This window comes from Frankia sp. AiPa1, assembly GCF_023243075.1.
In the GTDB taxonomy this organism is placed as follows: Bacteria; Actinomycetota; Actinomycetes; order Frankiales; family Frankiaceae; genus Frankia.
The window spans coordinates 82,413-106,136 of sequence record NZ_JALKFZ020000126.1; the positions used below are offsets into that span (position 1 = coordinate 82,413).

General features: G+C 71.1%; 17 protein-coding genes. 14 read left to right on the forward strand and 3 right to left on the reverse strand.

Going from position 1 to position 23,724, the window contains the following annotated elements; translation table 11 throughout:
- Positions 1 to 11 precede the first annotated feature (11 nt).
- Entirely contained in the window at positions 12 to 1,592 is a 1,581-nt protein-coding gene (locus tag MXD95_RS12070) for a DMT family transporter (RefSeq protein ID WP_250640676.1), read from the reverse strand.
- A gap of 511 nt (positions 1,593 to 2,103) precedes the next feature.
- Here MXD95_RS12070 and MXD95_RS12075 point away from each other — a divergent pair.
- The 6 genes from MXD95_RS12075 to MXD95_RS12100 all read left to right on the forward strand — a co-directional run bounded on the left by MXD95_RS12075 (position 2,104) and on the right by MXD95_RS12100 (position 9,407).
- Complete coding sequence (locus MXD95_RS12075) at positions 2,104 to 2,709, forward strand: TetR/AcrR family transcriptional regulator (protein WP_250640677.1); 606 nt, start codon at positions 2,104 to 2,106, stop codon at positions 2,707 to 2,709.
- Positions 2,710 to 2,937: 228 nt separating this feature from the next.
- The gene (locus MXD95_RS12080; RefSeq protein WP_250640730.1) at positions 2,938 to 3,855 is read left to right on the forward strand and encodes an LLM class F420-dependent oxidoreductase; all 918 of its coding nucleotides are present in this window, start codon (positions 2,938 to 2,940) and stop codon (positions 3,853 to 3,855) included.
- 65 nt (positions 3,856 to 3,920) lie between these two features.
- Entirely contained in the window at positions 3,921 to 4,097 is a 177-nt protein-coding gene (locus tag MXD95_RS12085) for an SDR family oxidoreductase (protein WP_250640678.1), read from the forward strand.
- 397 nt (positions 4,098 to 4,494) lie between these two features.
- A complete protein-coding gene (locus MXD95_RS12090) occupies positions 4,495 to 5,709 on the forward strand; it encodes an ABC transporter substrate-binding protein (RefSeq protein ID WP_250640679.1) in 1,215 nt (404 codons plus the stop codon).
- 82 nt (positions 5,710 to 5,791) lie between these two features.
- Positions 5,792 to 8,704: an ABC transporter permease subunit gene (locus MXD95_RS12095; RefSeq protein WP_250640680.1), complete on the forward strand. Its 2,913-nt coding sequence runs from the start codon at positions 5,792 to 5,794 to the stop codon at positions 8,702 to 8,704.
- A 7-nt stretch (positions 8,705 to 8,711) separates the two neighbouring features.
- Positions 8,712 to 9,407, forward strand: a complete 696-nt coding sequence (locus MXD95_RS12100) for an ABC transporter ATP-binding protein (RefSeq protein WP_250640681.1) — start codon at positions 8,712 to 8,714, stop codon at positions 9,405 to 9,407.
- Positions 9,408 to 9,714: 307 nt separating this feature from the next.
- Here MXD95_RS12100 and MXD95_RS12105 read toward each other — a convergent pair whose 3' ends face one another.
- A complete protein-coding gene (locus tag MXD95_RS12105) occupies positions 9,715 to 10,029 on the reverse strand; it encodes a hypothetical protein (protein WP_250640682.1) in 315 nt (104 codons plus the stop codon).
- Here MXD95_RS12105 and MXD95_RS12110 point away from each other — a divergent pair.
- The 3 genes from MXD95_RS12110 to MXD95_RS12120 all read left to right on the forward strand — a co-directional run bounded on the left by MXD95_RS12110 (position 10,028) and on the right by MXD95_RS12120 (position 15,821).
- Entirely contained in the window at positions 10,028 to 10,306 is a 279-nt protein-coding gene (locus tag MXD95_RS12110; RefSeq protein ID WP_250640683.1) for an FMN-binding protein, read from the forward strand. The genes MXD95_RS12105 and MXD95_RS12110 overlap by 2 nt on opposite strands.
- Positions 10,307 to 10,397: 91 nt before the next feature.
- On the forward strand, positions 10,398 to 14,630 hold the full coding sequence (locus MXD95_RS12115; RefSeq protein WP_250640684.1) for an SNF2-related protein: 4,233 nt from the start codon (positions 10,398 to 10,400) through the stop codon (positions 14,628 to 14,630).
- A 144-nt stretch (positions 14,631 to 14,774) separates the two neighbouring features.
- Positions 14,775 to 15,821, forward strand: coding sequence for a TIGR03857 family LLM class F420-dependent oxidoreductase (locus MXD95_RS12120; RefSeq protein ID WP_250640685.1), 1,047 nt, complete (start codon positions 14,775 to 14,777; stop codon positions 15,819 to 15,821).
- 129 nt (positions 15,822 to 15,950) lie between these two features.
- Here the strand turns inward: MXD95_RS12120 and MXD95_RS12125 are convergent, their stop codons facing one another.
- A complete protein-coding gene (locus MXD95_RS12125; protein WP_250640686.1) occupies positions 15,951 to 16,313 on the reverse strand; it encodes an excisionase in 363 nt (120 codons plus the stop codon).
- A 105-nt stretch (positions 16,314 to 16,418) separates the two neighbouring features.
- Here MXD95_RS12125 and MXD95_RS28505 point away from each other — a divergent pair, with 105 nt between their 5' ends.
- The 5 genes from MXD95_RS28505 (at position 16,419) to MXD95_RS12150 (ending at position 23,721) form a co-directional block, all read left to right on the forward strand.
- Complete coding sequence (locus MXD95_RS28505; protein WP_285223608.1) at positions 16,419 to 17,576, forward strand: Clp protease N-terminal domain-containing protein; 1,158 nt, start codon at positions 16,419 to 16,421, stop codon at positions 17,574 to 17,576.
- Positions 17,577 to 17,679: 103 nt separating this feature from the next.
- Positions 17,680 to 20,160, forward strand: coding sequence for a beta-glucosidase family protein (locus tag MXD95_RS12135; protein ID WP_250640687.1), 2,481 nt, complete (start codon positions 17,680 to 17,682; stop codon positions 20,158 to 20,160).
- 188 nt (positions 20,161 to 20,348) lie between these two features.
- The gene (locus MXD95_RS12140) at positions 20,349 to 21,767 is read left to right on the forward strand and encodes a GlnX family signal transduction membrane protein (RefSeq protein WP_250640688.1); all 1,419 of its coding nucleotides are present in this window, start codon (positions 20,349 to 20,351) and stop codon (positions 21,765 to 21,767) included.
- Positions 21,764 to 22,744, forward strand: coding sequence for a glutamate ABC transporter substrate-binding protein (locus tag MXD95_RS12145; protein ID WP_250640689.1), 981 nt, complete (start codon positions 21,764 to 21,766; stop codon positions 22,742 to 22,744). Before MXD95_RS12140 ends, MXD95_RS12145 begins: the two co-directional genes overlap by 4 nt.
- On the forward strand, positions 22,744 to 23,721 hold the full coding sequence (locus MXD95_RS12150; RefSeq protein WP_250640690.1) for a glutamate ABC transporter substrate-binding protein: 978 nt from the start codon (positions 22,744 to 22,746) through the stop codon (positions 23,719 to 23,721). The genes MXD95_RS12145 and MXD95_RS12150 overlap by 1 nt, the downstream gene beginning before the upstream one ends.
- Positions 23,722 to 23,724 lie beyond the last annotated feature (3 nt).

Genomic DNA, 23,724 nt, shown 5'->3' on the forward strand with positions numbered 1-23,724 from the left:
CGGCAGCCAGGCTAGGTCAGGCCGTTCTGGGCGAGGACGCGTCGCGTCGCCCGGCCCAGACGCTCGGCCTGCCGGCGCAGCTCCTCGGCCCGCGCGTCAAGTTCGCGCCGAGCGGCGAGCAGACCCTCCAAGGCGATCCCGTCGTCCCCGAGGGCGCTGCGCTGATCAGATGCCGCCGGCCCTGGAACGGCTGCCGGCCCGCCGCCAGCTGACGGCCCGTGGGTCGTCGCGCGCGCCCCCGCCGGACGCGCCGGTGGCAACGCAGCCGGGCGCGCCGGTGGCGGCACGGCCGCGGTCGATGGTGCCGGACGCGACCTCGCGGAGATATGTGCCGGAATCTCGTCGCGGGTGGAGGGCCCCCGGGCGACGGAGAGGGAGCGCGCGGAACTCGACGGACGCGTTGACGCCGGACCGCCACCGGCCGGACGTCCGCCGACCGAGGCAAGGGGACGGTCCGTACTCCTGCGTGCGGACCGTGCGACGCTCACCGGACGGGGGCGGCGACGGACCGGGCGCAGCTGCTCCTCGAAGCGGTCGCGCTCGTCCGCGAGGCTGGCGAGCTCCTCGCAGATGCGGTCAAGGTCGCGGACCAGGCGCCGCCGCAGTCGCCGGACCGCCGGGCCGCTCGGGCCGGCCTCGCGGCTGCGGCGCAGGTCGTGGCGCAGCCGCTCCAGATCATGATGGACCTGCTCCTCCAACCGTGACAGCCGGCCCTGCGCCTGACGCGCGGCGAGGCGGGAGATCTGGCCGGTGATCAGCGGCGAGCGAGCCAGGCTCCGTACACCGAAGGTCATCACGGCGAGGCCCACGAGCTCCCCGGCCACGGCCCACGGGGTCAGACGCAGGCCGCCGCCCAGCAGGACCACTCCGATCGCGACCCCGGCCAGCGGTTCGACGCTGACCGAGGCGGGCAGCGAGGCCGGCAGCGGTGCCATGCCGTAGGCGCTCTGGGCCAGCAGCGCGCTGATCACGGCGGCGGCCACGATGATCCAGGGAAACCACGAGCGGGCGAGCGCACCGATCCCGCCGGAGGTCAACAGTTGGCCAGCACCGCTGACCAGCGCGGCCTGCAGGGCGGAGAGCAGGCCCGCCGCGCCGGCCAGTATCGGCGCGCGGCGCACCGCGGGCAGTCCGCGGGTCCCCCAGAGACAGGCGACCATCACGACGGCGACGACGAGCATGGTCGCCAGCCATCCGCCGGAGGTGGCATGGTCCACGTCACCGGAGTCCGGACGGCCGGCGACGACGAACAGCGCGAGGCCCACGGCCGTCGCCGCCGCGGCGGTCCAGTCCCGTTGGGGGACGACCCGCCTGGCGAGCAGCGCGGCCAGCGGCAGGGCGAACAGCAGCTGGCAGATCTGCAACGGCTCGACCAGGGCCACCGCTCCGCTGGTCAGCGCCGCCGCGGACAGCAGACTGCCAACGCCGCCGATCGCGACCCCGAACACCCACGTCGGCCGGCGCACGAGCCACCACAGCAGCCGCAGGCGCAGGACGTCGCCCGGTGGCGCGCGGAAGGCCACCCGCTGCTGTATCACGGCGGCGATACCGAAACAGACTGCGGCCGACAGGCCCAGCAGATAGGTCGACACGCCTCCTCGATCCCACCGTCCGTGTTCGTGGACGGTGATCATTGTGCTGCCGCGGAGCGCGGACCCCGCGGTACCCTCCAACGGCCTGGAAGCTGGTCACCTCACAGGGTGTCATGCCTGGCGCCCGACGTCGGGCTCTGGCCGGTCGTCTGTACCCAACTGGGCTACGCGGACATCCAGTGTCACACTGGATAGCCGCGGATCCACACGAGGGTCGGATTCCTGCCATCACGAGCCCAGGGGTTTCCCATGGGAGACCCTCGGATGCTTTGCCCGCATCGTGACAAGACGTCATTTCAGCCGGGACGGGCGCCGGGCACGAGCGACGCTCATCCAGGTCATCGACGATGCGGGCAGCCAGATGGCACGAATCCAGGTAACACATACTGTGCGGGCGCGTATGGTTACCGTGTGCCGCTAAGGTGACAAACAGCGCGGTATGCGACAAGAGCTCCGAGATCGGCCGGAGGGCCGAGCCGGCACCGCGCGGAATCGTGAGGGTGCACGGAACATGGCAAGGCGACGCGGCTGGGCCGGCTGTCCTCCGGCCGATGAGAGCGAGGCTCGCGCGCGGATCATCGAAGCCGCGCTGCGCTGCGTCGACCGGTCCGAGCCGAGTGAGTGCACCCTGTCGGACGTCGCGGCGGAGCTGGGCGTCATCCGCCAGACCGTCTACCGCTACTACCCGAGCGCCGACGAGCTGTTCAACGCCGTCGGCCGGGCGACGGTCGACTCGTTCGTCGACGAGCTCACCGCGCACCTCGCGGCGCTGGAACGGCCGGAGGACTGGGTGGTCGAGGCGCTGGCGTCGACGATCGAGCGGCTGCCGAGCAAGCGCCATCTGACGCTGCTGCTGGCGGCCGGCCGCACCGAGTCGTTCAGCCGCGGCGTCACGTCGGCGACGTCTCTGCGGCTGTTGCGCACCCTGATCTCACGCTCGCACATCGACTGGGCCGCCGCCGGTTTCGACGACCGCCGCCTGGACGAACTCGGTGAGCTGCTGCTACGCCTGTTGCAGTCGATGACGATCGACCCGCCCCGCCCGCCACGTTCCGACCGGCAGCTACGCGACTTCCTACGGCGCTGGATCGCCCCCGCGGTCACCGCACCGCGCTGACGCCACCCGCGTCCTGGGACGCCATCCCAGGACGCCGATTCGAGACGGTTGCCGCGCAATCTCACCCTGGCTAGCGTCAGGAACCGGGCGCGTCCTGCCTGCGCCTGAACCTGCCGGCACCCGCAGGCGCCGGCATCGGGGACACGCGAAGGGGCATCGGCCGAGTCCGGGCGAACGTCAGCCACCGCGATGGCACGCCACGGGCCAACGGGAAGAGGGATCATGGCGTTGCGCTTCATCTACCACTATCCCGACAAGCACGGCCGGGACGGCGACATGCTCGACGCCGGGACGCTACGCGAGGTGGCGCAAGCCGCGGAACAGGCCGGGTTCGACGGTTTCTCGCTGACCGAGCACCCCATCCCCGGGGCCCGGTGGCTGGACAACGGCGGGCACCAGAGCCTCGACCCGTTCGTAGCCCTGAGCTATGTCGCGGCGGCAACCGTTCGGCTCCGGCTGCTTACCTACCTGTCCGTCGCGCCGTACCGCAACCCGTTCCTGCTGGCCAAAGCCGCCGCGACCGTCGACAAGCTGTCCGATGGACGGTTCATCCTGGGGCTCGGCGCGGGCTACCAGAAGTCCGAGTACTTCGCGCTCGGCGTCGACATCGCCGAACGCGGCGAGTTGTTCGACGAGGTTCTCGAGGTGCTGCCGCTGCACTGGAGCGGCGAGCCGTTCAGCTACACCGGACGTCACTTCAACGCCCGCGACGTCATCGCCCTCCCCCGGCCGGTGCAGGACCCGATCCCGGTGTGGATCGGCGGCAACTCTCGGCGAGCCCGGCGCCGGGTCGCCCACCAGGCCCAGGGCTGGATGCCGATGGCCGGCTCGCCGCAGCTCAGCCAGTCCGCCCAGACCGCCAACATCAGCTCGGAGGCGCATCTCGCCGAGCTGATCGCCGAGGTCCGCACGGAAGCTGCCAGCGCCGGGCGCGAGCCGGTCGACGTCACCTATTCGTACGTCGACCCGGGTATCGCGGGCCCGCAGTCCGATCCCGCCGCGGCCGCGGACCGTCATCGAGAGGCGTTCGCCAATCTCGAGAAGGCGGGCGTGACCTGGCTCGTGATCTCCCGCCCCACCCGCACGCCAGCGGACACCCTCCGTTTTATCGAGACCGTCGGCGCAACCTACCTGTCGTCCCGGTGACCGGCGCTGTCACCGTGACGGCGAGGTGATCGGACCGGCGAGGTGATCGGGCCGGCGCATCGGGGGTGACCGGCGTGCCGGCCGGCACGGCGGTCGCCATCCCGATGGGCTGGCCCGGGCTGATCGAGGACGTCGCGCACGCCGCGGTGTTGCTGGCCTCCGGCCTGTCCAGCTACGTCACCGGCACCACCCTGCATGTGGACGGCGGCACGCACGCGTCCTCCGGCCAGTTCCACTGGTAGGTCGAGGGCTGGGCGAACCACCCCCGACCTACCTGCTGGACGCGCTCGCCGTGACCGATCCGTCGGGCCTGGCCCAGTAGACCGGCGGAGCACGGAGCGATTCCGATCGGGAGAAAAGGACAAAGGCCCTGAAAGGGGCAGGTCACCTCTTCTCGATTACGCACCGTAAATGCGATCACATCACATTGCCACGGCTCACCATCGATTGCGCGGCCGCCTCCGTCCGAGTCGAAGTCGAGGTTGACGTCGACATTGACACGGCGCTACTCTCACCCGGCCGCCATCAATCCAGCCCATTCGCCGAGCCCGCGCCGAAATTCGTCCACACAGGGACTTTCGGTGCCCGGCGCATTCAGGGCGGCACGACCATGCTCGTGAAAGGACGTTGAACTCGGCGATGCGCACCTTACATGGATTACTCCGGGCCGTCGGTGTTGCCACCGCCGTCATCGTGGCCGCCGCGGCCTGTTCCTCCAGCGGCTCCTCGGACGGCGGCACCTCGACGGCCACCGGATCGCCCATCAAAATTGGGGCAATCTGCACCTGCTCCGGCCCGCTCGGCCTGAAAGGCGGGGCAGACACCTACAAGGCATGGGTCGCCAGCACGAACGCGGCCGGTGGCATCAACGGCCATCAGATCGAGTTCACCCTACTGGACGACGGCGGAACCGCTGGCAAGTCCGTGACGTTCGCCCGCACCCTCATCTCGAAGCACGTCGTGGCCATCGTCGACATCACCAATGTCGACGAACCATGGGCCAAGCTGGTGCAGGATGCGAAGATTCCGGTAGTCGGCCTGTCGACCTCTACCACACCGATGTACAGCAACCCCGATTTCTATCCTGAGGGCCAGACCGAGAACGCGCTGTTCCCCTCGATCATCCAGACAGCAAAGGATGCCGGGGCGAAGAGTCTTGGGCTGGTCTACTGCGCCGAGGCCGTGCAGTGCCAGGAGGGGATCGATCCCCTCAAGAAGGTCGGGAACAGCCTCGGTCTGCCGGTGACCTACAGCACGGAGGTCGCCGCCACCGCGCCCAACTACACGGCCCAGTGCATCGCCGCGCGCGACAAGAAGATCGAGGCGCTGTTCATCGCCGACGTCCCGTTCGTCGCCGAGAAGCTCGGCGCGAACTGCGCGCAGCAGGGCTACCATCCGATCTACGTGGTGGATGGTGAGATCCTCACCGACACGTTCCTGACCTCGCCGGGCCTCAAGGACCACCTGGTCTCGCCGTCGCCGAACCTGCCGTACTTCTCGGACGCCCCCGTGGTCACAACCATGAACGCGGCCCTGGACAAGTACGCGCCCGGTCTGCGCGACGACCATGCGACCTACGGCGAGCTCCCCAGCGAGGGCTGGGTCTCCGGGCTGCTGTTCGCCGCCGCCGCCAAGGCCGGTGGGCTCGGCGCGAACGGCTCCGCGCCGTCGGCCGCGCAGGTCATCACCGGACTGAACTCCCTGAAGGGCGAGACCCTCGACGGGTTCGCCGCACCGCTGACCTTCGACGCCGGAAAGGCACATCAGGTCAACTGCTGGTTCGAGACCAGTCTGGTGAACGGGAAGTACAGCGTGCCGAACGGCACGAAACCCACCTGCATGACCAGCAGCTAGCCGAAACGACGCCACCGCCCCGGGCCAGGCGGACAGGCCTGGCCCGGGACACGGCGGTGCCACGCCCGAATCGGAGCGCCGCGTGCACCAGTTCCTTCCCTTCATTGTCATCGGCCTTGCCACCGGCGCGGTCTACGGCATGGCCGGCGTCGGTCTTGTCCTCACCTACAAGACGTCCGGAATCTTCAACTTCGGCTATGGCGCCGTCGCCGCGCTCGACGCCTATCTCTTCTATTTCCTGCATACCGACCACGGATTACCCTGGCCACTGGCCGCACTGGTCTGTGTCGCCGTCTTCGCCCCGCTTCTCGGCCTCGGGCTGGAACTTCTCGCCCGTCTCCTGGACGGCGCGAGCGACACCATCAAAGTGGTGTCCACAGTCGGCGTCATTCTCCTCGTCACCGCGCTCGGCCAGCTCTGGCACGGCAGTGCGACGCCGACGTTCCCGCATTTCCTCCCGCAGTCGACCGTACGCATGCTCGGCGTGAACGTCACCTGGGAACAAATCATTATCTTCGCCTTCTCCCTGGTGGCATCGGCGCTGCTTTACTGGTTCTTCCTCGCGGTCCGGCTCGGCGTCGTCATGCGCGGCGTCGTGGACAACTCTGAACTCGTCGCGGTCTGCGGCGACGACCCGGTGCGGGTGCGACGCTGGGCCTGGATGATCGGCGCCGTGTTCGCCTCGATCGCCGGGCTGATGGTGGCCCCGGCACTGTCGCTGGACGGGGTCACCCTGACCACCGCCGTGTTCGCGTCGTTCGGCGCGGCGGCGATCGGCTACTTCTCGAACCTGCCGCTGACCTTCGCCGGTGGTCTGCTCGTCGGTATCGGCGGCGCACTGCTGGACAAGTACGCCGCCACCGTGAGCTGGGTCGGCGGGCTGCCGCCGAGTCTGCCGTTCCTGGTGCTCTTCGTCGTTCTGATCGTCACCCCACGGGCCCGGCTCGCACCGCGCCGTCCCGCGGGCGTCGCCTCGGTGCGCCGCTCCTACCAGGCGCCGGGCCGCGTCCGGCTGGTGGCCGGGGCGGTGGCGATCGTGCTGCTGGCGCTGGTGCCGAGCCTGCAGGCGGGTCACATCGCGGTGTGGTCGGCGGCGCTGATCTACATCATCCTGTTCCTGTCGCTGGGCCTGCTGGTCCGCCAGTCCGGTCAGATCTCGCTGTGCCAGCTCGGATTCGCCGCGGTGGGAGCGGCCGCGTTCAGCCACCTCGCGGTCGGTGCGGGCCTGCCGTGGCTGGTCGCGCTCCTGCTGGCCACGCTGATCGCCGTCCCGGTCGGCGCGCTGGTCGCGATCCCGGCCGTACGGCTGTCGGGGGTGTTCCTGGCGCTTGCCACCCTCGGCCTCGGCATCGTGCTGCAACAGGTCTTCTACCCGCGCCACTTCATGTTCGGGACGACCTCGATCGGCATCCCCGATCCGCGCCCGATGGTGAAGATCGGAAACTGGGACCTGTCGAGCGACACGGGGTTCTACTATCTGCTCCTGCTGATCGTCGTCCTGTGCGTGCTCGTCGTCACCGCGATCAGCCATGGCCGCCTCGGCCGTCTGCTCGGCGCCATGTCCGACTCGCCGCTGGCCCTCGAGACCCAGGGCACCACCTCGACGGTGCTGAAAGTGCTGGTCTTCTGCATCGCGGCGGCCATGGCCTCGCTCGCCGGCGCACTCACCGGCATGCTGTACCAGTACAGCGTGGGGACCTACTTCGGTTCCTTCGACTCGCTGACACTGGTCGCGCTCGTCGTGATCGTCACCATCGGTGAACCCTGGTACGCGGTGATCGCGGCGATCGGCTTCACCGTCATCCCCGGTTACATCACCAACTCGGACACGTCGACGTATCTGACGTTGCTCTTCGGCATCGGCGCCGCCGTCTCCGCCCACGGCACGCGGCGCGGGACGACTCCCGAGGCAGCGCGGCGCCTCCTCGACCGGCTCGGGGGACGCGCACCCCGGCTGGCCCTGGAACCCATCGCGGCGGGGGGAACCCCCGGCCAGCCGGCAGCACCCACGCGCGCACCTTCCGCCCCGGCCGGGGATGGCAGCACAGGCGTCGCTGCCGCGGCCGGCTCCACGGCGCGGTCTGGTCCCGGCGACCTGACACCACCGCGGGTGAGCCTGCCCGCCCAGCCAGGACGCGAGAACGCGGGACTGGTCGTGCGGGATCTGACCGTCCGATTCGGCGGGGTACGGGCGGTGTCCGGCGTGAGCCTCACGGCACCCGCCGGTGCGATCACCGGACTGGTCGGTCCGAACGGCGCCGGAAAGACGACGACCTTCAACGCCTGCAGCGGCCTGAACCGGCCCAGCGACGGCCAGATCCTGCTGCACGGCGCGGACGTCACCGCGCACGGCCCTGCCCAGCGGGCCCGGCGCGGGCTCGGCCGGACGTTCCAGCGCATCGAACTGTTCAACAGCCTGACCGTGCGACAGAACGTCGCCCTCGGCCACGAGGCCGCGCTCGCCGGCCGCAACCCGGCGAGCCAACTGGTCGGCACCCGCGCACAGGCCAGGGCGGTCGCCGCGGCCACCGCGGACGCGATCACGCTGACCGGCATCGAGCACATCGCCGATCTGCAGGTCGGCCTGCTGCCCCTCGGCCAGCGACGGCTGGTGGAGCTCGCCCGGGTCCTCGCCGGCCGGTTCGACCTGCTGCTGCTCGACGAACCATCGTCCGGCCTGGACGCGCACGAGACCGAGGGGTTCGGCCGGGTCCTGACCGAGGTGGTACGCGAGCGGGGCTGCGGCATTCTGCTGGTCGAGCACGACATGACCCTGGTGCGGGCCATCTGCGACCGGGTCTACGTTCTGGACTTCGGTGCCCTGATCTTCTCGGGTACGACGGAGGAGATGGCCCGCTCCGAGCAGGTCCGGGCCGCTTACCTCGGCGATATGGCAGTGACGTCGAACCCGGCCGCCGCGGATGCGGCAGCCGGCGGCGCCGCGGGCACGCTCGCGTCCGTGGTGCCCGGCCAGGACTCCGCGGGGAAGAGGTGAGCTCACGATGCTGAACCTGACCGGAGTGACCGCCGGCTACGCAAGCACGACCGTCCTGCGCGGCGTCGACTTCGCGGTCGGCGACGGCGAGGTGGTCGCGCTGCTGGGCCCGAACGGCGCCGGCAAGACCACGTTGCTGCGCACCGCCACCGGCCTGCTGCGCCCGTCCGCCGGCCGGATCGAGTTCGGCGGTCGGGACATCACCGGCCGCGCGGCGCAGCACTTCTCCCGCGACGGCATCTGCCTGCTGCCCGAGGGCCGGGGGATCTTCCCGTCCCTCACCGTCCGGGAGAACCTGATGATCCAGGCCCGCGGTCGGGACCTGGACGCGTCGATCGCGACGGCGGCCGAGCTCTACCCGGTGCTCGGCCGCCGGCTGCGCCAGACCGCGGGGAGCATGTCCGGCGGCGAGCAGCAGATGCTCGCGCTCACCCGGGCCTACCTCACCGATCCGAAGATCGTGCTGGTGGACGAGGCCTCGCTCGGCCTCGCGCCACTGGCCGTCGACACGATCTACGAGGCGCTCGGCCGGCTGGTCGAGCACCATGTCTCGCTGGTCGTCGTCGAGCAGTACGTGCAGAAGGCCCTCGCGATCGCCGACACGGCGTTCATCCTCAATCAGGGCGTCATGGTCCGCTCCGGCCCCGCCAAGGAGATCGACATTGAGGAGATCTACGAACGCTACCTCGGCATCAACGCCTAGCACCCGCCCCCGCCGGCCCGCGCCGGCCCACCGAAGGACGCGCACCCCACGATTGCTACGCCCTGCGGCGACCGCCGAGCAAGATCCGCCCAAACAGGTCGCCGTGGGGGGCAAATCGGACACGAACACCCCCACGACGACCTACCTGGATCTTGCACTCGGTGAGACCGTCACGGAAGGTGACATCCGGCCCGCGGGCCTCCCGGCTGGCAACGAAACTGGTGCGGGACGATCACACGGAAGGCATTCGGGGGTCGTCCGAGAGCCCGGCAAGCTCTGAGGTCACCCACAGGGGGCCCATGGGGAACTAACAGGTCGTCCTGGTGGTCGGCGGCAAGGCGGCGACCGGGTCGGGCGAGCGTCCCGTCGCGCTCGGCACCGCCCCGGCCGGAACCGCCGGAACCGCCGGAACCGCCGGGACGACCGGAACTGCCGGAACTGCCGGGACGGCGACACCGTCGGCCAGCGCCACGCCGGGCACGACGGGCGACGGCTCGTCCGGCGGCGGCAGCGGTACGGCATCCGCTTCGTCGGGTTCGACCGGATCGACTGGCACGACGGCCCCGACGGCGAGCCCGTCCACCGCCGCCTCGTCCGGGAGCTCGTCGTCCGGCACGTCCATGACCAGGACGATCACCGGGGACGCGATCGACACCCGGTTTGGGGCGGTGCAGGTCAAGGTCGTGCTGACCGGCAAGAAGATCGTGGATGTGGTGACGGTGCAGGTGCCGGACCGCGAGCGGCGCGACGTCGAGATCAACGACCAGGCCGTGCCCATCCTCAAGCAGGAGGTGCTCACCGCGCAGAACGCAAAGATCGACAGTGTCTCCGGCGCGTCGTACACGAGTTACGGGTACGCCTGGTCAGTGCAGTCCGCCCTGGACAAGGCCGGTGTCTAGGCCCGCCGCCCCCGCGCGGGGTGCCGCCCGGGTCGCACGGGGCGGCGAGGCCCCTGGGGGTCGAGTGCGGCGCGTCCACGCCGAACCGGTGATGGGCACGGTCGTCAGCATCGACGTGCGCACGCTGTTGCCGCCGGATCGCCTCGACGCCGCGATCGACGCGGCCGTGGCCGTCCTGCACCAAGCCGACGCCGATCTCAGCACCTTCCGACCCGACTCCTGGGTGTCCCGGATGCGAAGTGGCGCGTGCACGCTGTCCGACTGCCCGGAGCACATCCAGGCGATCTACCGGGCGGCCGAGGCCTGCCGGGCACGCACCGGTGGCCTGTTCGACCCGGGCTGGCGCCGCGACGGCACCCTTGACCCGACCGGGCTGGTCAAGGGCTGGGCCGCCGACGCCGCATCCTGGGCGCTGACCCGCGCGAGTGCCACCGCGCACTGCGTGAACGCGGCCGGGGACCTACGGGTTCGTGGACTGGCCGCCCCCGGGGTCCCGTGGCGGCTCGGCATCGCCGACCCGGCACGTCCCGGCCACCTCGTCGCGGTCGTCGAGGGCAGCGACCTCGCCGTCGCCACCTCGGGGACGCGCGAGCGAGGTGCGCACGTCATCGACCCACGCACCGGTACCGGAGAACTCGCCGTAGCGCACCTATGTCATGCCTGGCGTCGATCGTCAAGGCCGGGCACCGGCCGGCGTGGTCACATGGTGGCCGGTGTGGTCTGTCTGGGCTGGCGGGGACCGTGTCTGTCCGGGGTGCCGGATTCGTATGGCCTGCTGCTAGCGTCAGGACGCATGGTGCCGGCGTCCTTGCGGGACATTGACCGTAACCGTGTGCGGGCCGTGGTCGGCGAGGCCACCTTTCGGCGCGGCGAACAGTATGCCCGCAGGGGGGCCGTGGCCGAGGTGTCGTGGCAACCGTCGGGGAACACGCTCATCGGCCGGGTGGCGGGAAGCAACGGCAAGCGCTACAGCACCACGGCGTACTTCGTCGAGGGCGATCAGGCGCATCCCTGGCAGTTCCGGGGCGGCAACTGCAGCTGCCCGATGGCTCTCGACTGCAAGCACACGGCGGCGCTCGTCCTGGCCGCGGCGCAGGCCGCCAGCCTCACCGCGGTGGCGAAACCCGCGGCCGAGAGATGGACGGACTCCATGGTTTCCGGTACCGCTGCGCCCGCGCGGGCGCAGCGCGGCGGTGCGATCCGCCCGGTCACACCACCGCCCACCTGGGCATCGACGTTGACGGACCTGCTCGGCGAGACGTCGAGCCCGAAGGGGCCGGGGCGGACGACGCCGCTGGCCATCGAGCTGTCGCTGTCCGACGAACCGGCAGCGGGCCGCAGGCCACCGGCCGGTCCATCCCTGCGGGTCATGGCACGCCTGGTGCAGCAGGGAAAAACCGGCTGGATCAGCGCGCCCACCTGGTCGCAGCTGAACGCGCCCTACGGGAGGTACCACCACAGCGGCCATCACGAGGCGCAGCTGCGCATCCTGCGCGAGATCCACGCCGTCTACCAGGCCGGCGACAGCAGCTCGCCGTATCCGCGTTACGGCGAGGAGAAATACCTTGACCTCGGCGAGTTCCACAGCCCGCGGCTGTGGCCGCTGCTCGACGAGGCCCGCGCCGCCGGAGTGGAGCTCGTGCACCAGCGCAAGCGGATGGGCAGCGTCGAGCCGTACACGTCGGCGGAGTTCTGCCTGGACATCACCCGTACCTCGCGCGCGCTCACCCTTCGCCCGGTGCTCCAGGTCAGCGACTCGGACGTGGACCTCGCGCCGTTCGCGTTCATCGGCCGCCACGGTGTCGTCGCCATCGACCGCGCCGAGATCCAGACCACCGACCAGCACGAGAACTGGCACCTGCGGCTCGCCCGGCTGACCTCGCCGGTGCCGCCGGCGCTGGTGCGGATGGCGGTGGCGAACCAACGCATGCGGATCCCGGCCGCCGACCAGCCGCGGTTCCTCGTCGACTTCTATCCACGACTCGCCCGGCTGGCTCGGATCGTCTCCAGTGACGGCTCGTTCGAGCCGCCCGCCCTGCCCAGGCCCACCCTGGTCGCCCGGGCGACCTTCGGACCCGACCACACCGTCCAGCTCGACTGGGAGTGGGACTACTCCGTCGGAGATCTGGCGGACGGAGATCTGACGGACGCGACCGCGGCGGACGCAGCTCTGACCGACGGCGACCCGACCAGCGGAAACCACGAGATCGGTGCCCTTCGGCGGCGCGTACCGCTGCAGGCCGACGGCCCGGATGCCGGCTACCGTGACCACGCGGCCGAGGCGGAGATCCTCTCCGGGCTGAACCGCTCCGAGCTGCCGGCCAACGCGGGCCTGGGCCTGGCGGCCCTGGGCCAGGTCGGGGCGGGTGTGGCGGGTGTGGCGGGTGTGGGTGCGACGGGGGGGCCGGCGGCGACTGTGCTGCGCGGGATGGACACCATGCGGCTGAGCACACAGCTGCTGCCGCGGCTGACCGCGCTGGACGGCGTCATCGTCGAGATCGGCGGGGACCCGCTCGACTACCGCGACGCGAGCGACACGCTGCGGATCGAGGTGTCCACCGATGCGGTGCCGGGCGAGCCGGACTGGTTCGATCTCAGCGTCGCCGTGCGGCTGGACGGGCAGCTCATACCGTTTCCACCGGTCTTCGAGGCACTGAGCCGGGACGAGCCCTACCTGCTGCTCGACGATGGCGCCTTCCTGCGCCTCGACCGGCCCGAGCTGCACTCGCTGCGCCGCCTGATCGAGGAGGCCGCCGCGTTGCGGGACAACCCGGCCGGGCCGTTGCGGATCAGCCGTTTCCAGGCGGGGCTCTGGGAGGAACTGGTGGCCCTCGGCGTGATCGGCCACCAGGCGGAGCAGTGGCGAACCCAGGTGGAGAGCATCCTCGCCTTCGAGACCGCCGGGGCGAAGGAACCGCCGGACACCCTGCGGGCGAGCCTGCGGCCATACCAGGTCGACGGATTCCGCTGGTTGACGTTCCTGTGGGACTGCGGGCTCGGCGGAATCCTCGCCGACGACATGGGGCTCGGCAAGACGCTGCAGTCCCTGGCGCTCATCTGCCACGCGCGCAGGCGGGATCCGGCGCTCCCACCGTTTCTCATCATCGCGCCGACGAGCGTGGTGGGAAACTGGGCGGCCGAGGCCGCCCGGTTCGCCCCGCGGCTGCGGGTCGCGACCCTCACCGACACGCTGCGCCGCCGCGGCCAGTCGTTGGACGACATCACCGCCACCGCCGATGTCGTTATCACGTCCTACACGCTGTTTCGGCTCGACACCGAGGACTATTCCGCCGCCGCCTGGGCCGGCCTGATTCTCGACGAGGCCCAGACGGTGAAGAACCACCAGTCGAAGGCCTACCAGTGCGCCCGGCTGCTGCCCGCGCCGTTCAAGCTGGCCGTGACCGGCACACCGTTGGAAAACAATGTGATGGAGCTGTGGTCACTGCTGTCCATCACCGCTCCGGGTCTGTTCCCGAACCGCACCCGCTTCCACGAGTACTACGCCCGCCCCATCGAGAAACAGGGTGACGCCGAGCTCCTCGGCCAGCTCCGCCGCCGGATCCGACCGCTGGTCACCCGCCGGACCAAGGAACAGGTGGCGCCGGACCTGCCGGCCAAGCAGGAACAGGTCATCGACGTCGACCTGCACCCCCGGCATCGCCGGGCATATCAGGTCCGGTTGCAACGGGAACGGCAGCGGGTCCTCGGGCTGGTCGACGACATGAACCGCAACCGGTTCACGATCCTGCAGTCGCTGACGACCCTGCGCCAGCTCAGCCTGCACGCCGGTCTCGTCGACGACGCCCATGACGCGATCGCCAGCGCCAAGATAGACGTGCTGCTCGAGCAGCTCCGCGACGTCGTCGACGGCGGCCATCGCGCGCTGGTGTTCAGCCAGTTCACCCGGTTCCTCGGCAAGGTCCGCGACGCACTGGACGCCGCCGGCATCGAGTACTGCTATCTCGACGGCGCCACCCGCGACCGCCCCGCCGTCCTGCGCCGGTTCAAGTCCGGAACCGTACCCGTCTTCCTGATCAGCCTGAAGGCCGGCGGGACCGGCCTGAACCTGACCGAGGCGGACTACTGCTTCCTCCTGGACCCGTGGTGGAATCCCGCTACCGAGGCGCAGGCGGTCGACCGGACCCACCGCATCGGCCAGACCCGCAACGTCATGGTCTACCGGCTCGTCGCCCGGGACACCATCGAGGAGAAGGTCATGGCGCTCAAGGTCCGTAAGGCCGAACTGTTCGCCAGCATCATGGACGGCGGCGACTTCGTCGACACCACCCTCGATGCCGACGACATCCGCCAGTTGCTGTCCTGACGGTCACATGCCGACCTCTACGACCACCTTCCACGAGGGGATCCGGGTCCTGGCCGAGAGGACCCCTGACCCGCACAATGTCCTGCTCACCGCGAAACGTCGGGCGACGCAGTGACCGATGGATCCGAGACCAAGGAGAAGACCATGCCGGACGCGTCTACGGAGGTCGAAAAGCTCGGCTGTTACCTGCTTGCGGGCCAGCCGAAAAGCTCTCGCGACATCGTGGCCGAGGCCGCCGAGGCGGATGCGCTCGGTCTCGGGATGGCGTGGATCTCCGAGCGGTACAACAAGAAGGAGGCGGCGACGCTCTCGGGGGCCGCCGGCGCGGTCACGGACCGCATCCTGATCGGCACCGGCGCCACGAACCACAACACCCGCCACCCCCTTGTGACCGCCGGCTACGCCCGCACCATGCAGAGCCTCACCGGCGGCCGTTTCGTCCTCGGCCTCGGCCGTGGCGTCCCCAAGTTGCAGGACGCCTACGGCATCCCCCGCATCACGACCGCCGAGATGGAGGACTTCGCCGACCTCATGCGCCGGCTGTTCCGCGGCGAGGCGATCATCGGTCACCACGGCCCGGCGGGCTCCTGGCCGGTACTGCACCTGGACGCGTCCCTCGACGAGTACCTTCCCCTGGGCATGGTGGCCTTCGGCCCGAACACGCTCGAGCTCGCCGGCCGCGCCTTCGACCATGTCGTGCTGCACACCTACTTCACCGACGAGACGACCGCCCGCAGTGTTCGGACGGTCAAGCAGGCTGCCGAGAAGGCGGGCCGTGACCCGGACTCCGTGAAGGTGTGGTCCTGCTTCGCCACCATCGGCGATCACATCCCCGAGGACCGCCGGCTGATGAAGTCCGTCGGCCGGCTCGGCACCTACCTGCAGGGCTACGGCGACCTGCTGGTGCGGACCAATGGCTGGGACCGAGCCGTCCTCCAGCGCTTCCTCGCCGACCCGGTCTCCCAGGTCCGCGGCCTCGACATCGTCGGCACCCAGGAACAACTCGAGCACGCCGCGACGCTCATCCCGGACGAATGGCTCGCCCCCTCGGCCACCGGATCCCCCGCCCAGTGCGTCGCCGCCGTCCGCAACCAGTTCGACCTCGGCTGTGACGGCGTCATCATGCACGGCGCCACCCCGGCCGAACTCGCCCCCATCCTCGAAGAATTCCGCGCCACAGTTCCCGTCTAAGCGGCGCTGCTCGCCTACGCCGCGCAGCATCCATCGTTGCTCCAAGATCGCGATTGCTCCAAGATCGCGATCGAGCGACTACTCGTGGAGATGCCCCGCCCATCTGTGCCCACACACCGAGCTCTCCGTCTACGTCGGCTGATCGCCGCGTTTCTCCAGCGCCGCCATCCGGGCCTCGAGCTCCTCGACACGGTGCCGGAGCAGCTCGAGCTGCGCCTCTTCGCCAAGGCGACGCTCCAGGCTTCGACGCAGCCGCGGGGACTCCTGCGCCCGGGCCGCCACCATCGCGAGCGGGACCAGTCGCTGCGGGCCGTGCGGGCCGTCGATCAGGCGGGATGGGATCAGGTCGTCGCGGTACCAGGTCCGCAGCGCCGCCCGGGACACCCCGGTGCGGGCGGACGCCTCCTCGAGGGTCACCCAGTCGGAATCCTCGAGCTGGGCGGCAAGGTCCCGCTCGACATCCCACTGATCCAGACGATCGTCCCAGCTCACAGCCACCTCCTGCGGTCCATGACCACGTTCGACTCCGACGCGACCTCCTGACCCTACTATTAGCATGGTATTGACCATGCTAGAGGCTGAATCGACACTGCTGTCATGTTCGAGCGATTCACCACCTCCGCCCGCCAGGTCGTCGTCCTCGCCCAGGAGGAGGCCCGCGGCCTCGATCACAACTACATCGGCACCGAGCATCTCCTGCTCGGGCTGCTCGCCGAGGGGGACGGCATCGCCGCCCAGGCCCTCGCCGAGGTGAAGCTGTCGCTGGAGATGACCCGGTCACGGATCGTCGCCGAGGTCGGCAGGGGAAAGAAGCCGCGCAACGGCCATATCCCGTTCACCCCGCGGGCCAAGAAGACTCTGGAGAAGTCGCTGCGGGAGGCACTCGCCCTGCGCCACGATTACATCGGCACCGAGCATCTTCTGCTCGGGATGCTGGCGGTCGAGGGCGGACTGTCCGCGACGCTGCTGGCCGGGTGGCAGGTGAACACCGAGCGGCTGCGGGCCCGGGTGCTCCAGCTGACCGCCGCCGCATCGGCCGACCGGGCGGCCGGCATACCCTCGCCCATCCGTACTCGCCGGCGCCGGCTACGCGCCGGGACCGATCTCAGCGCCTGGACCGATCTCAGCGCGGAGGCCCACCTGGTCGGGTCCGGCGCCTCGGCCGGCGAGCCGCGCCGTACCGTGGCGGCGAACGCCGGCATCTCGGGTGCGGACGATCTTGCCGGGGGCGACCCGGTCGGTTCCCACCATCTCATGCTGGCCCTGCTCAGTGACCCGGACAGCGTCGCGACCCGCACCCTCACCGACCTTGGCCTCGACATCGGCGCCGCCCGCGACGCGCTTCTGCACGCCGCGCTGTCCGGAACCTCCGACGAGCTGCCCGAGGTGGCCGGCCGGCGCGGGATGTCGCTGCGCCTGACCGAGTCCGCCGTCGTCGTCGAGGCGACCGACCAACGCCTGGTGGGCCTGGCCCGCCTCGCCTTCGCCGCGCTCGCCGGCCACCGCGCCAGCGCCTCCCCCGCCGCCGGCTCCCCGACCGCTCCCATCCCCGCCGACGCCTCGCATGACGGCGGGCAGGTTCCCACCGAGACGATCAGCGGACACGACGAGATCGCCGAGAGCCTGTCCGCCGTCTGGACGGTGCTGGAGGCCAGCCTGGAGGAGATCCGTTCCCGCGCCCTCGACGCCCGCCCGCGGCCCACCACGGCCGACGCCCCCACCAGTCATGACATCGCGAGCCCGGCGGAGGGCTGAGGTACACCGGTGACACGGTCAGATCGAACTCGACACCCGCGCCCATCCGGGACACCATCCACGAGCAGGAGCGCGCGCACTCTGGACTCGACGAGGAAACCTGATGGACGATTCCACACCGGTGTCCGGCATGGAACAGCACGCGGCCGGGGCGCTGGCGGCGCTCACGCTCGAGGAGAAGGTGCGGCTGCTCACTGGTCGTGATCTGTGGAGCACCCAGGCCATCGATGGCATCGGGCTGCGTCCGATGGTGCTCTCCGACGGCCCGTCGGGAGTGCGTGGCCGGGCGTGGGACGAGCGTGATCCCTCACTGAACCTGCCGTCCGCGACCGCGCTGTCCTCCACCTGGGACCCGGACATCGCCCGCCGCTACGGCGCCGCCGCCGCGGTGGAGGCGCGCCGCAAGGGTGTCGACGTGATTCTCGGCCCGACCATCAACCTGCATCGCACCCCTCTCGCGGGCCGGCATTTCGAATGTTTCAGCGAGGATCCCGTGCTCACCGCCGGTCTCGCCGCCGCCTATGTCCGCGGGGTGCAGGGCAACGGCGTCGGCGCCACGCTCAAGCACTACGTGGCCAACGACGCCGAGACCGACCGGTTCACCGTGAACAACGTGGTCAGCGGCCGGGCGCTGCACGAGCTGTATCTGCTCGCGTTCGAGCAGGCCGTCGTCGAGGCCCGCGCCTGGCTGGTGATGAGCGCGTACAACGCGGTCAACGGCGTGACGATGACCGAGCATCCGCTGCTGGAAAGCCCGTTGAACGACGAATGGGGCTTCGACGGGGTCGTCGTCAGCGACTGGACCGCCGTGCGTTCCCTGGACAGCGCGGCCGCCGCGCAGGACCTGGTGATGCCCGGCCCGGACGGCCCCTGGGGTGACGCCCTGCTCGAGGCCGTGCGTACGGAGAAGATCCCGCAGGCGGTGGTCGACCGCAAGGTGGCGCGGATCCTGACGCTCGCCGCGCGGGTCGGCGCGCTCGACGGCTACCCGCCGGTGGCGCCGAGCTGGGTCGAGGACGGTGTCGCGCTGGCCCGCGAGGCGGCGGCCGAGGGCACCGTGCTGCTGGTCAACCACGGCGAGCTGCCCTGGGACGCGGCGGCACTGCGCTCGGTCGCGGTCATCGGCCACAACGCCGTCCAGGCCCGGACGCAGGGCGGCGGCAGTGCCACCGTGATCCCCGCCCACGTCGTCTCCCCGCTCGACGGCCTGCGCGCCGCGCTGCCCGGCATCGAGGTCAGCCACGCCCTCGGGGCGCTCGTCCACCATGGCCTGGCCGACCTGCCACCGCGGGAGCTGACCAACCCCGCCACCGGCGCGCCGGGCCTGCGGGCCCGCTTCCTGGACGAGGACGGCCAGGAGCTGCTCGCCGAGGACCGTCTGGTGAGCAGCCTGACCTATTTCGGCGGCGACGCGCCGGTCGCGGCCGCCGCCGCCTTCGAGTTGACCACCCGCTGGACGCCGACCGGCTCAGGCGCCGTCCGGATCGGCGTCGCCCTGCTGGGCCCGGCCACGCTGCACGTCGACGGGCAACCGCTGCTCGAATGCCTGCTACTGCCCGAGGACGGCGCCGATCTGGTCGCGGCGTTCCTGGCCCCGCCGAAGGCCAGCGCCGAGATCGAGACGACTGCCGGAGTGCCCGTCGATCTCCGCTTCACCTACTCTCTGCGCGGCCGGCAGGGCATCGCCGCCACCGTGTTCAGATTCCAGCTCGGCACCGAGCCGGTGCCGGTCGACGAAGATGACCTGATCGCCGCCGCCGCGCGGGCCGCGGCGGACGCCGACGTCGCACTGGTCGTGGTCGGGACCAACGCGACCGTCGAGTCCGAGGGCTTCGACCGCACCACCCTCGCCCTTCCCGGCCGCCAGGACGACCTGGTCCGCGCGGTGGCCGCGGCGAACTCCCGCACCGTCGTCGTGGTGAACGCCGGCGCCCCGGTGCTGCTGCCCTGGCGAGACCAGGTCGCGGCCGTCCTGGTCAGCTACTTCGGCGGTCAGGAGACGGGCCACGCCCTCGCTGACGTGCTGCTCGGCCACGCCGAGCCAGGCGGACGACTGCCCACCACCTGGCCCGCGACCATGGACGACGCTCCCATCCTGAATACCGCTCCGACCGACGACGAGCTCCACTACGACGAGGACATCCACGTCGGTTACCGCGCCTGGCTGCGCCGTCCTGCCGCCGCCGCGCCCGTGCGGCCGGCCTTCTGGTTCGGCAGCGGCCTCGGCTACACCGACATCACCGTCACGTCGGTCGACGCGCCGACGACGGCGATTCCTGGAGGCGTGATCCCGGTCCGGGTCGGGGTCCGCAACAACGGCCGCCGCGCCGGCAAGCAGGTGATCCAGATCTACGCCGAACGCGCGGACTCCACGGTCGAACGCCCGGCCCGCTGGCTGGTCGGCTTCGCCCCGGTCCGCCTGCCCGCCGGCGGCACCGGCCTCGCGACCATCGACGTCCCCACCCGTCTGCTGGCCCACTGGTCCGCCGGATGGCAGTACGAGCCGGGCGCCTTCACGCTGCGGACCGGCACCTGCGCCGTCGACCTGCCCCACTCCACCCAGGTAACCCTGCAACCCTCGTAACCCCCTGCAACCCTCGTAACCCTGCAACCTCGTAACCCTGCGATCCACGCGACCGACGGACGACGACGACGGACGCTCGCACTTGCGCTCGCGGGATGAAGGGCGCAAAGGTCACGGGAAGCGCAGGTGCACGTCGTGAAGCTGACTCATACTGGTCGCAGCGACTCTGTCGCCCTACGCTCACAAATGTGGCTTCCGTAACAGTGGTGCCGTCCAGCGCCGCGCCGCCGTCGCCGGCCGAAGCCGGGCCACACGCGCCGGAGGTCTCCGCTCCCGCGCGGCGGCCAGCGCCGCGAGGGCGCCTTCTGCGGTGGTGGGGGCTGGCCGGCTGGGTGCGCCGGCGGGCAGCCACCCCGCCGGGGCGGTTGCGGCTGGTCTCGACCGGGCTGGTGGCCGCGATCGTGCTGCTGTGGCTGGCGGCGTTCATCACCACGGTGGCCCGCCAGCGGGCGGTCGCCGACGTCCGGGACACCTCGGGCCCGGCGTTCGTGGCGGCGCAGCGGGTGCACGCCGACCTGTCCGAGGCCGATGCCAGCGCGGCCGCCGCGTTCCTGGCCGGCGGCGTCGAACCCGTCGCCCAGCGCCAGGCCTACCAGCGCAGCATCGCGCAGGCCTCGACGCAGGTCCTGCAACTGGCCCGGGCCCGGGTTCCCGCGTCCGTGCAGGGCGAACTGACGACCCTCGCGGGGCAGATCCCGGTGTACACCGGACTGGTCGATCAGGCGCGGGCGGACAACCGCCTCGGGTATGCGGTGGGCGGCGCCTACCTGCGGCAGGCCTCGACCCTGATGCAGACCACCATCCTGCCCGCCGCGGACCGGCTGGCGGCGGCGGAGGCGGTCCGGGTCGACGACAGCTACGGTCGGGCGACGCGCTGGTGGCAGCCCACCCTGGTCGCGATCACCGGGCTCGCGGCCCTGGGCGGCCTGGTCGTCGCGCAGGTGGCGCTGGCCCGGCGCACCCACCGCTACCTGAACGTCCCGCTGGTCGCGGCGACGGTCGTGACGGCCGTCTCGCTCGGGCTGACGCTCGCGGCGCTCTCGGTGGAACGTTCCCGGCTGGTCGAGGGACGCGATGGCGGGTTCGTGCCGATGACGGTCGTCGCGCAGGCCCGGGTACTGGCTCTGCGGGCCTGGGGCGACAGCAGCCTGTCCCTGATCGCCCACGGCGACGGCGCGGCCCAGGACGACGACGCCGTGCGCGCCACCGCCCGGCTCGGCTATGACGCCTCCGGCCGGCCGACCGGCACCGGGGTGCTGCCCGCGGCCGAGCAGCTCGGCGGGCCCGATGCCACAACCCGTGCGCACCTCGCCGAGTACTGGCAGGCGTACGCGGCGAAGGCCGGACAAATCCGCGCCGGAGCCTCCGCCCTCGGCGGCTTTCAGGAGGCCGTGCGCCTTGCCCTTGGTGACGGGACGACGGCCTTCCGCCAGTTCGACACCGCTGCCGACACCGCGCTCACCACCAGCCAGCACCGGTTCGACGCCAGGCTCACCTCCGCCGGCGACGCGCTGGGCGGCCTGGCCGTGCTGGTGAGCGTGGCCTTGGCGCTGGCCGCGGTCGGTGTCCTCGCCGGGTACCAGACGAGAATCGACGAGTTCCGATGACGCCCCGCTGGTGGGTGCCCGCCGTCGTCCTGGTCGCGATGGGGGTCCTCGCGCTCACGGACCCGACGGTGCGCAGTGAGATGCCCGCCGCGGCCGAACCGCTGACGCCGCCCCGGCAACCGGCGCTGGCCATTCCAACACCGTCGTCCCGGCACACCGCCGACTGCGGCGATCTGACCGCGAGCCTGCGCCCGCACACCGGGCAGCCGGACGCGGCCCCTGCCACCGCGGCGCTGCGCCCCATCCTCGACCGCGGCTATCTGACGGTCGCCGTGCGGCCGGACACGCCGCCGTTCGCGTCCGTCGACGTGGATACCGGCGAGTTCACCGGCTTCGAGATCGACCTGGCGAAGGAGATCGGCCGGGCCTTGTTCGGCGCCGACGGCCATGTCCGCTTCCGGGCGGTGACCGCGGCCGAGCGCATCGACGTGGTCCGTCGCGGCGAGGTCGACCTGTCGGTGGCGACGGTCACCGTCACCTGCGCCCGCCGGGCCCAGGTGGACTTCTCCGCAGTGTACTACCAGGCGTCCAAGAACGTGCTCGTGCGGGCCTCGTCGCCCTACCGTTCGCTGGCCGACCTCGGCGGACGCCGAGTCTGCGCCGCCGTGGGAACCACCTCGCTGCAGCTGGTCGTCGACACCCCGAACCACCCCGTTCCCTACCCGGTCGCCAATGTCACCGACTGTCTGGTCGCCCTGCAGCAGGGCACGGTCGAGGGCGTCGTCAACGACGACACGGTGCTGGCCGGGATGGCGGCGCAGGACCCGCAGACCAGGATCACCGGGCCGAAGTCCCTCGACGTGCCCACGGCCATCGCGGTCGGCCGCGACCATCCGGAACTGACGAGGTTCGTCAACGGGGTACTGGCCCGGATGGCGGCCGATGGGAGCTGGGTCCGGCTCTATGCCGCCAACGGCCTGACCCAGGTGCTCGGCCCGGCCCTCGCCCCGCCCACCGCGCACTACCGGGACCGCTGATGCGCAGGGTTCTGGTGGTGGTGCTGGCGGCGGCGGTGGCCGCCGCTGTGGTCACGGGCTGCTCGACGGTGTCGAGCCGGCTGCCGGCGCAGGCGCGCCCGCTGAGTCTGCCCGCCTCGTCCTCAGCCGCGCCGCCCACCTCGGCCGCCCCGGTCGCGGGCTGCACCGATCCGCGGGCGAGCTGGCGCCCGGCCGCGACCCAGCCGACGCCGGGAGCGATGCCGTCCGGCTCGTTCATGGCGCGGATCGTCCGTCGCGGCTACCTACGGGTCGGGGTGCTGGGGGACTCCCCGCCCTTCGGGTCGATCAACGTGCTGTCCGGGCAGGCGGAGGGGTTTGACGTCGACATCGCGGACGAGATCGGTCGGGCGCTGTTCGGCTCCGACGGTCACGTTCGGCTGCGCACCATCACGAACGCGGAGCGGATCAACGTCGTCCGCGACGACGCGGTCGACCTGGTCGTCGCGACGATGTCGGTGACCTGCCAGCGCCGGACGCAGGTCGACTTCTCCTCCGTCTACTACGACGCGCGGCAACGGCTGCTCGTCCAGGCCGGGTCGGGCATCACCAGCCTCGCCGACCTCGACGGAAAGAAGGTGTGTGCCGCGGTCGGCACGACCACGATCGCGCGGATCGCCCAGGGTGAGGGCACCGCCCACCCGCAGCCCTACCCGGTGACGAACGTCGCCGACTGTCTGGTCGCCCTCCAGCAGGGCCGGGTCGAGGCCGCCTCCAACGACGACACGGTCCTCGCCGGCATGGTCGCGCAGGACCCACACCTGCGGATCGTCGGACCGTCGCTGGAGGAGGAGCCGGACGCGATCGCCATCAGCCTCGCGCACCCCGACTTCACCCGGTTCGTCAATGGCGTGCTCGCGCGGATCTTCGCCGACGGGACCTGGGCGCAGATCTACCGCCATCGGCTGGGGGAACTGGGCGCCGTCCCCGCCCCGCCGACGCCGAGGTATCGAGACTGACAT

Bases quoted from the DNA above. Each gene is read 5' to 3' on its own strand.
- MXD95_RS12110 (WP_250640683.1), top strand. From the start codon at position 10,028: ATGACCAGGACGATCACCGGGGACGCGATCGACACCCGGTTTGGGGCG.
- MXD95_RS12150 (WP_250640690.1), top strand. From the start codon at position 22,744: ATGCGCAGGGTTCTGGTGGTGGTGCTGGCGGCGGCGGTGGCCGCCGCT.
- MXD95_RS12145 (WP_250640689.1), top strand. From the start codon at position 21,764: ATGACGCCCCGCTGGTGGGTGCCCGCCGTCGTCCTGGTCGCGATGGGG.
- MXD95_RS12105 (WP_250640682.1), bottom strand. From the start codon at position 10,029: ATGGACGTGCCGGACGACGAGCTCCCGGACGAGGCGGCGGTGGACGGG.
- MXD95_RS12135 (WP_250640687.1), top strand. From the start codon at position 17,680: ATGGACGATTCCACACCGGTGTCCGGCATGGAACAGCACGCGGCCGGG.
- MXD95_RS12120 (WP_250640685.1), top strand. From the start codon at position 14,775: ATGCCGGACGCGTCTACGGAGGTCGAAAAGCTCGGCTGTTACCTGCTT.
- MXD95_RS28505 (WP_285223608.1), top strand. From the start codon at position 16,419: ATGTTCGAGCGATTCACCACCTCCGCCCGCCAGGTCGTCGTCCTCGCC.
- MXD95_RS12115 (WP_250640684.1), top strand. From the start codon at position 10,398: ATGGGCACGGTCGTCAGCATCGACGTGCGCACGCTGTTGCCGCCGGAT.
- MXD95_RS12090 (WP_250640679.1), top strand. From the start codon at position 4,495: ATGCGCACCTTACATGGATTACTCCGGGCCGTCGGTGTTGCCACCGCC.
- MXD95_RS12075 (WP_250640677.1), top strand. From the start codon at position 2,104: ATGGCAAGGCGACGCGGCTGGGCCGGCTGTCCTCCGGCCGATGAGAGC.
- MXD95_RS12100 (WP_250640681.1), top strand. From the start codon at position 8,712: ATGCTGAACCTGACCGGAGTGACCGCCGGCTACGCAAGCACGACCGTC.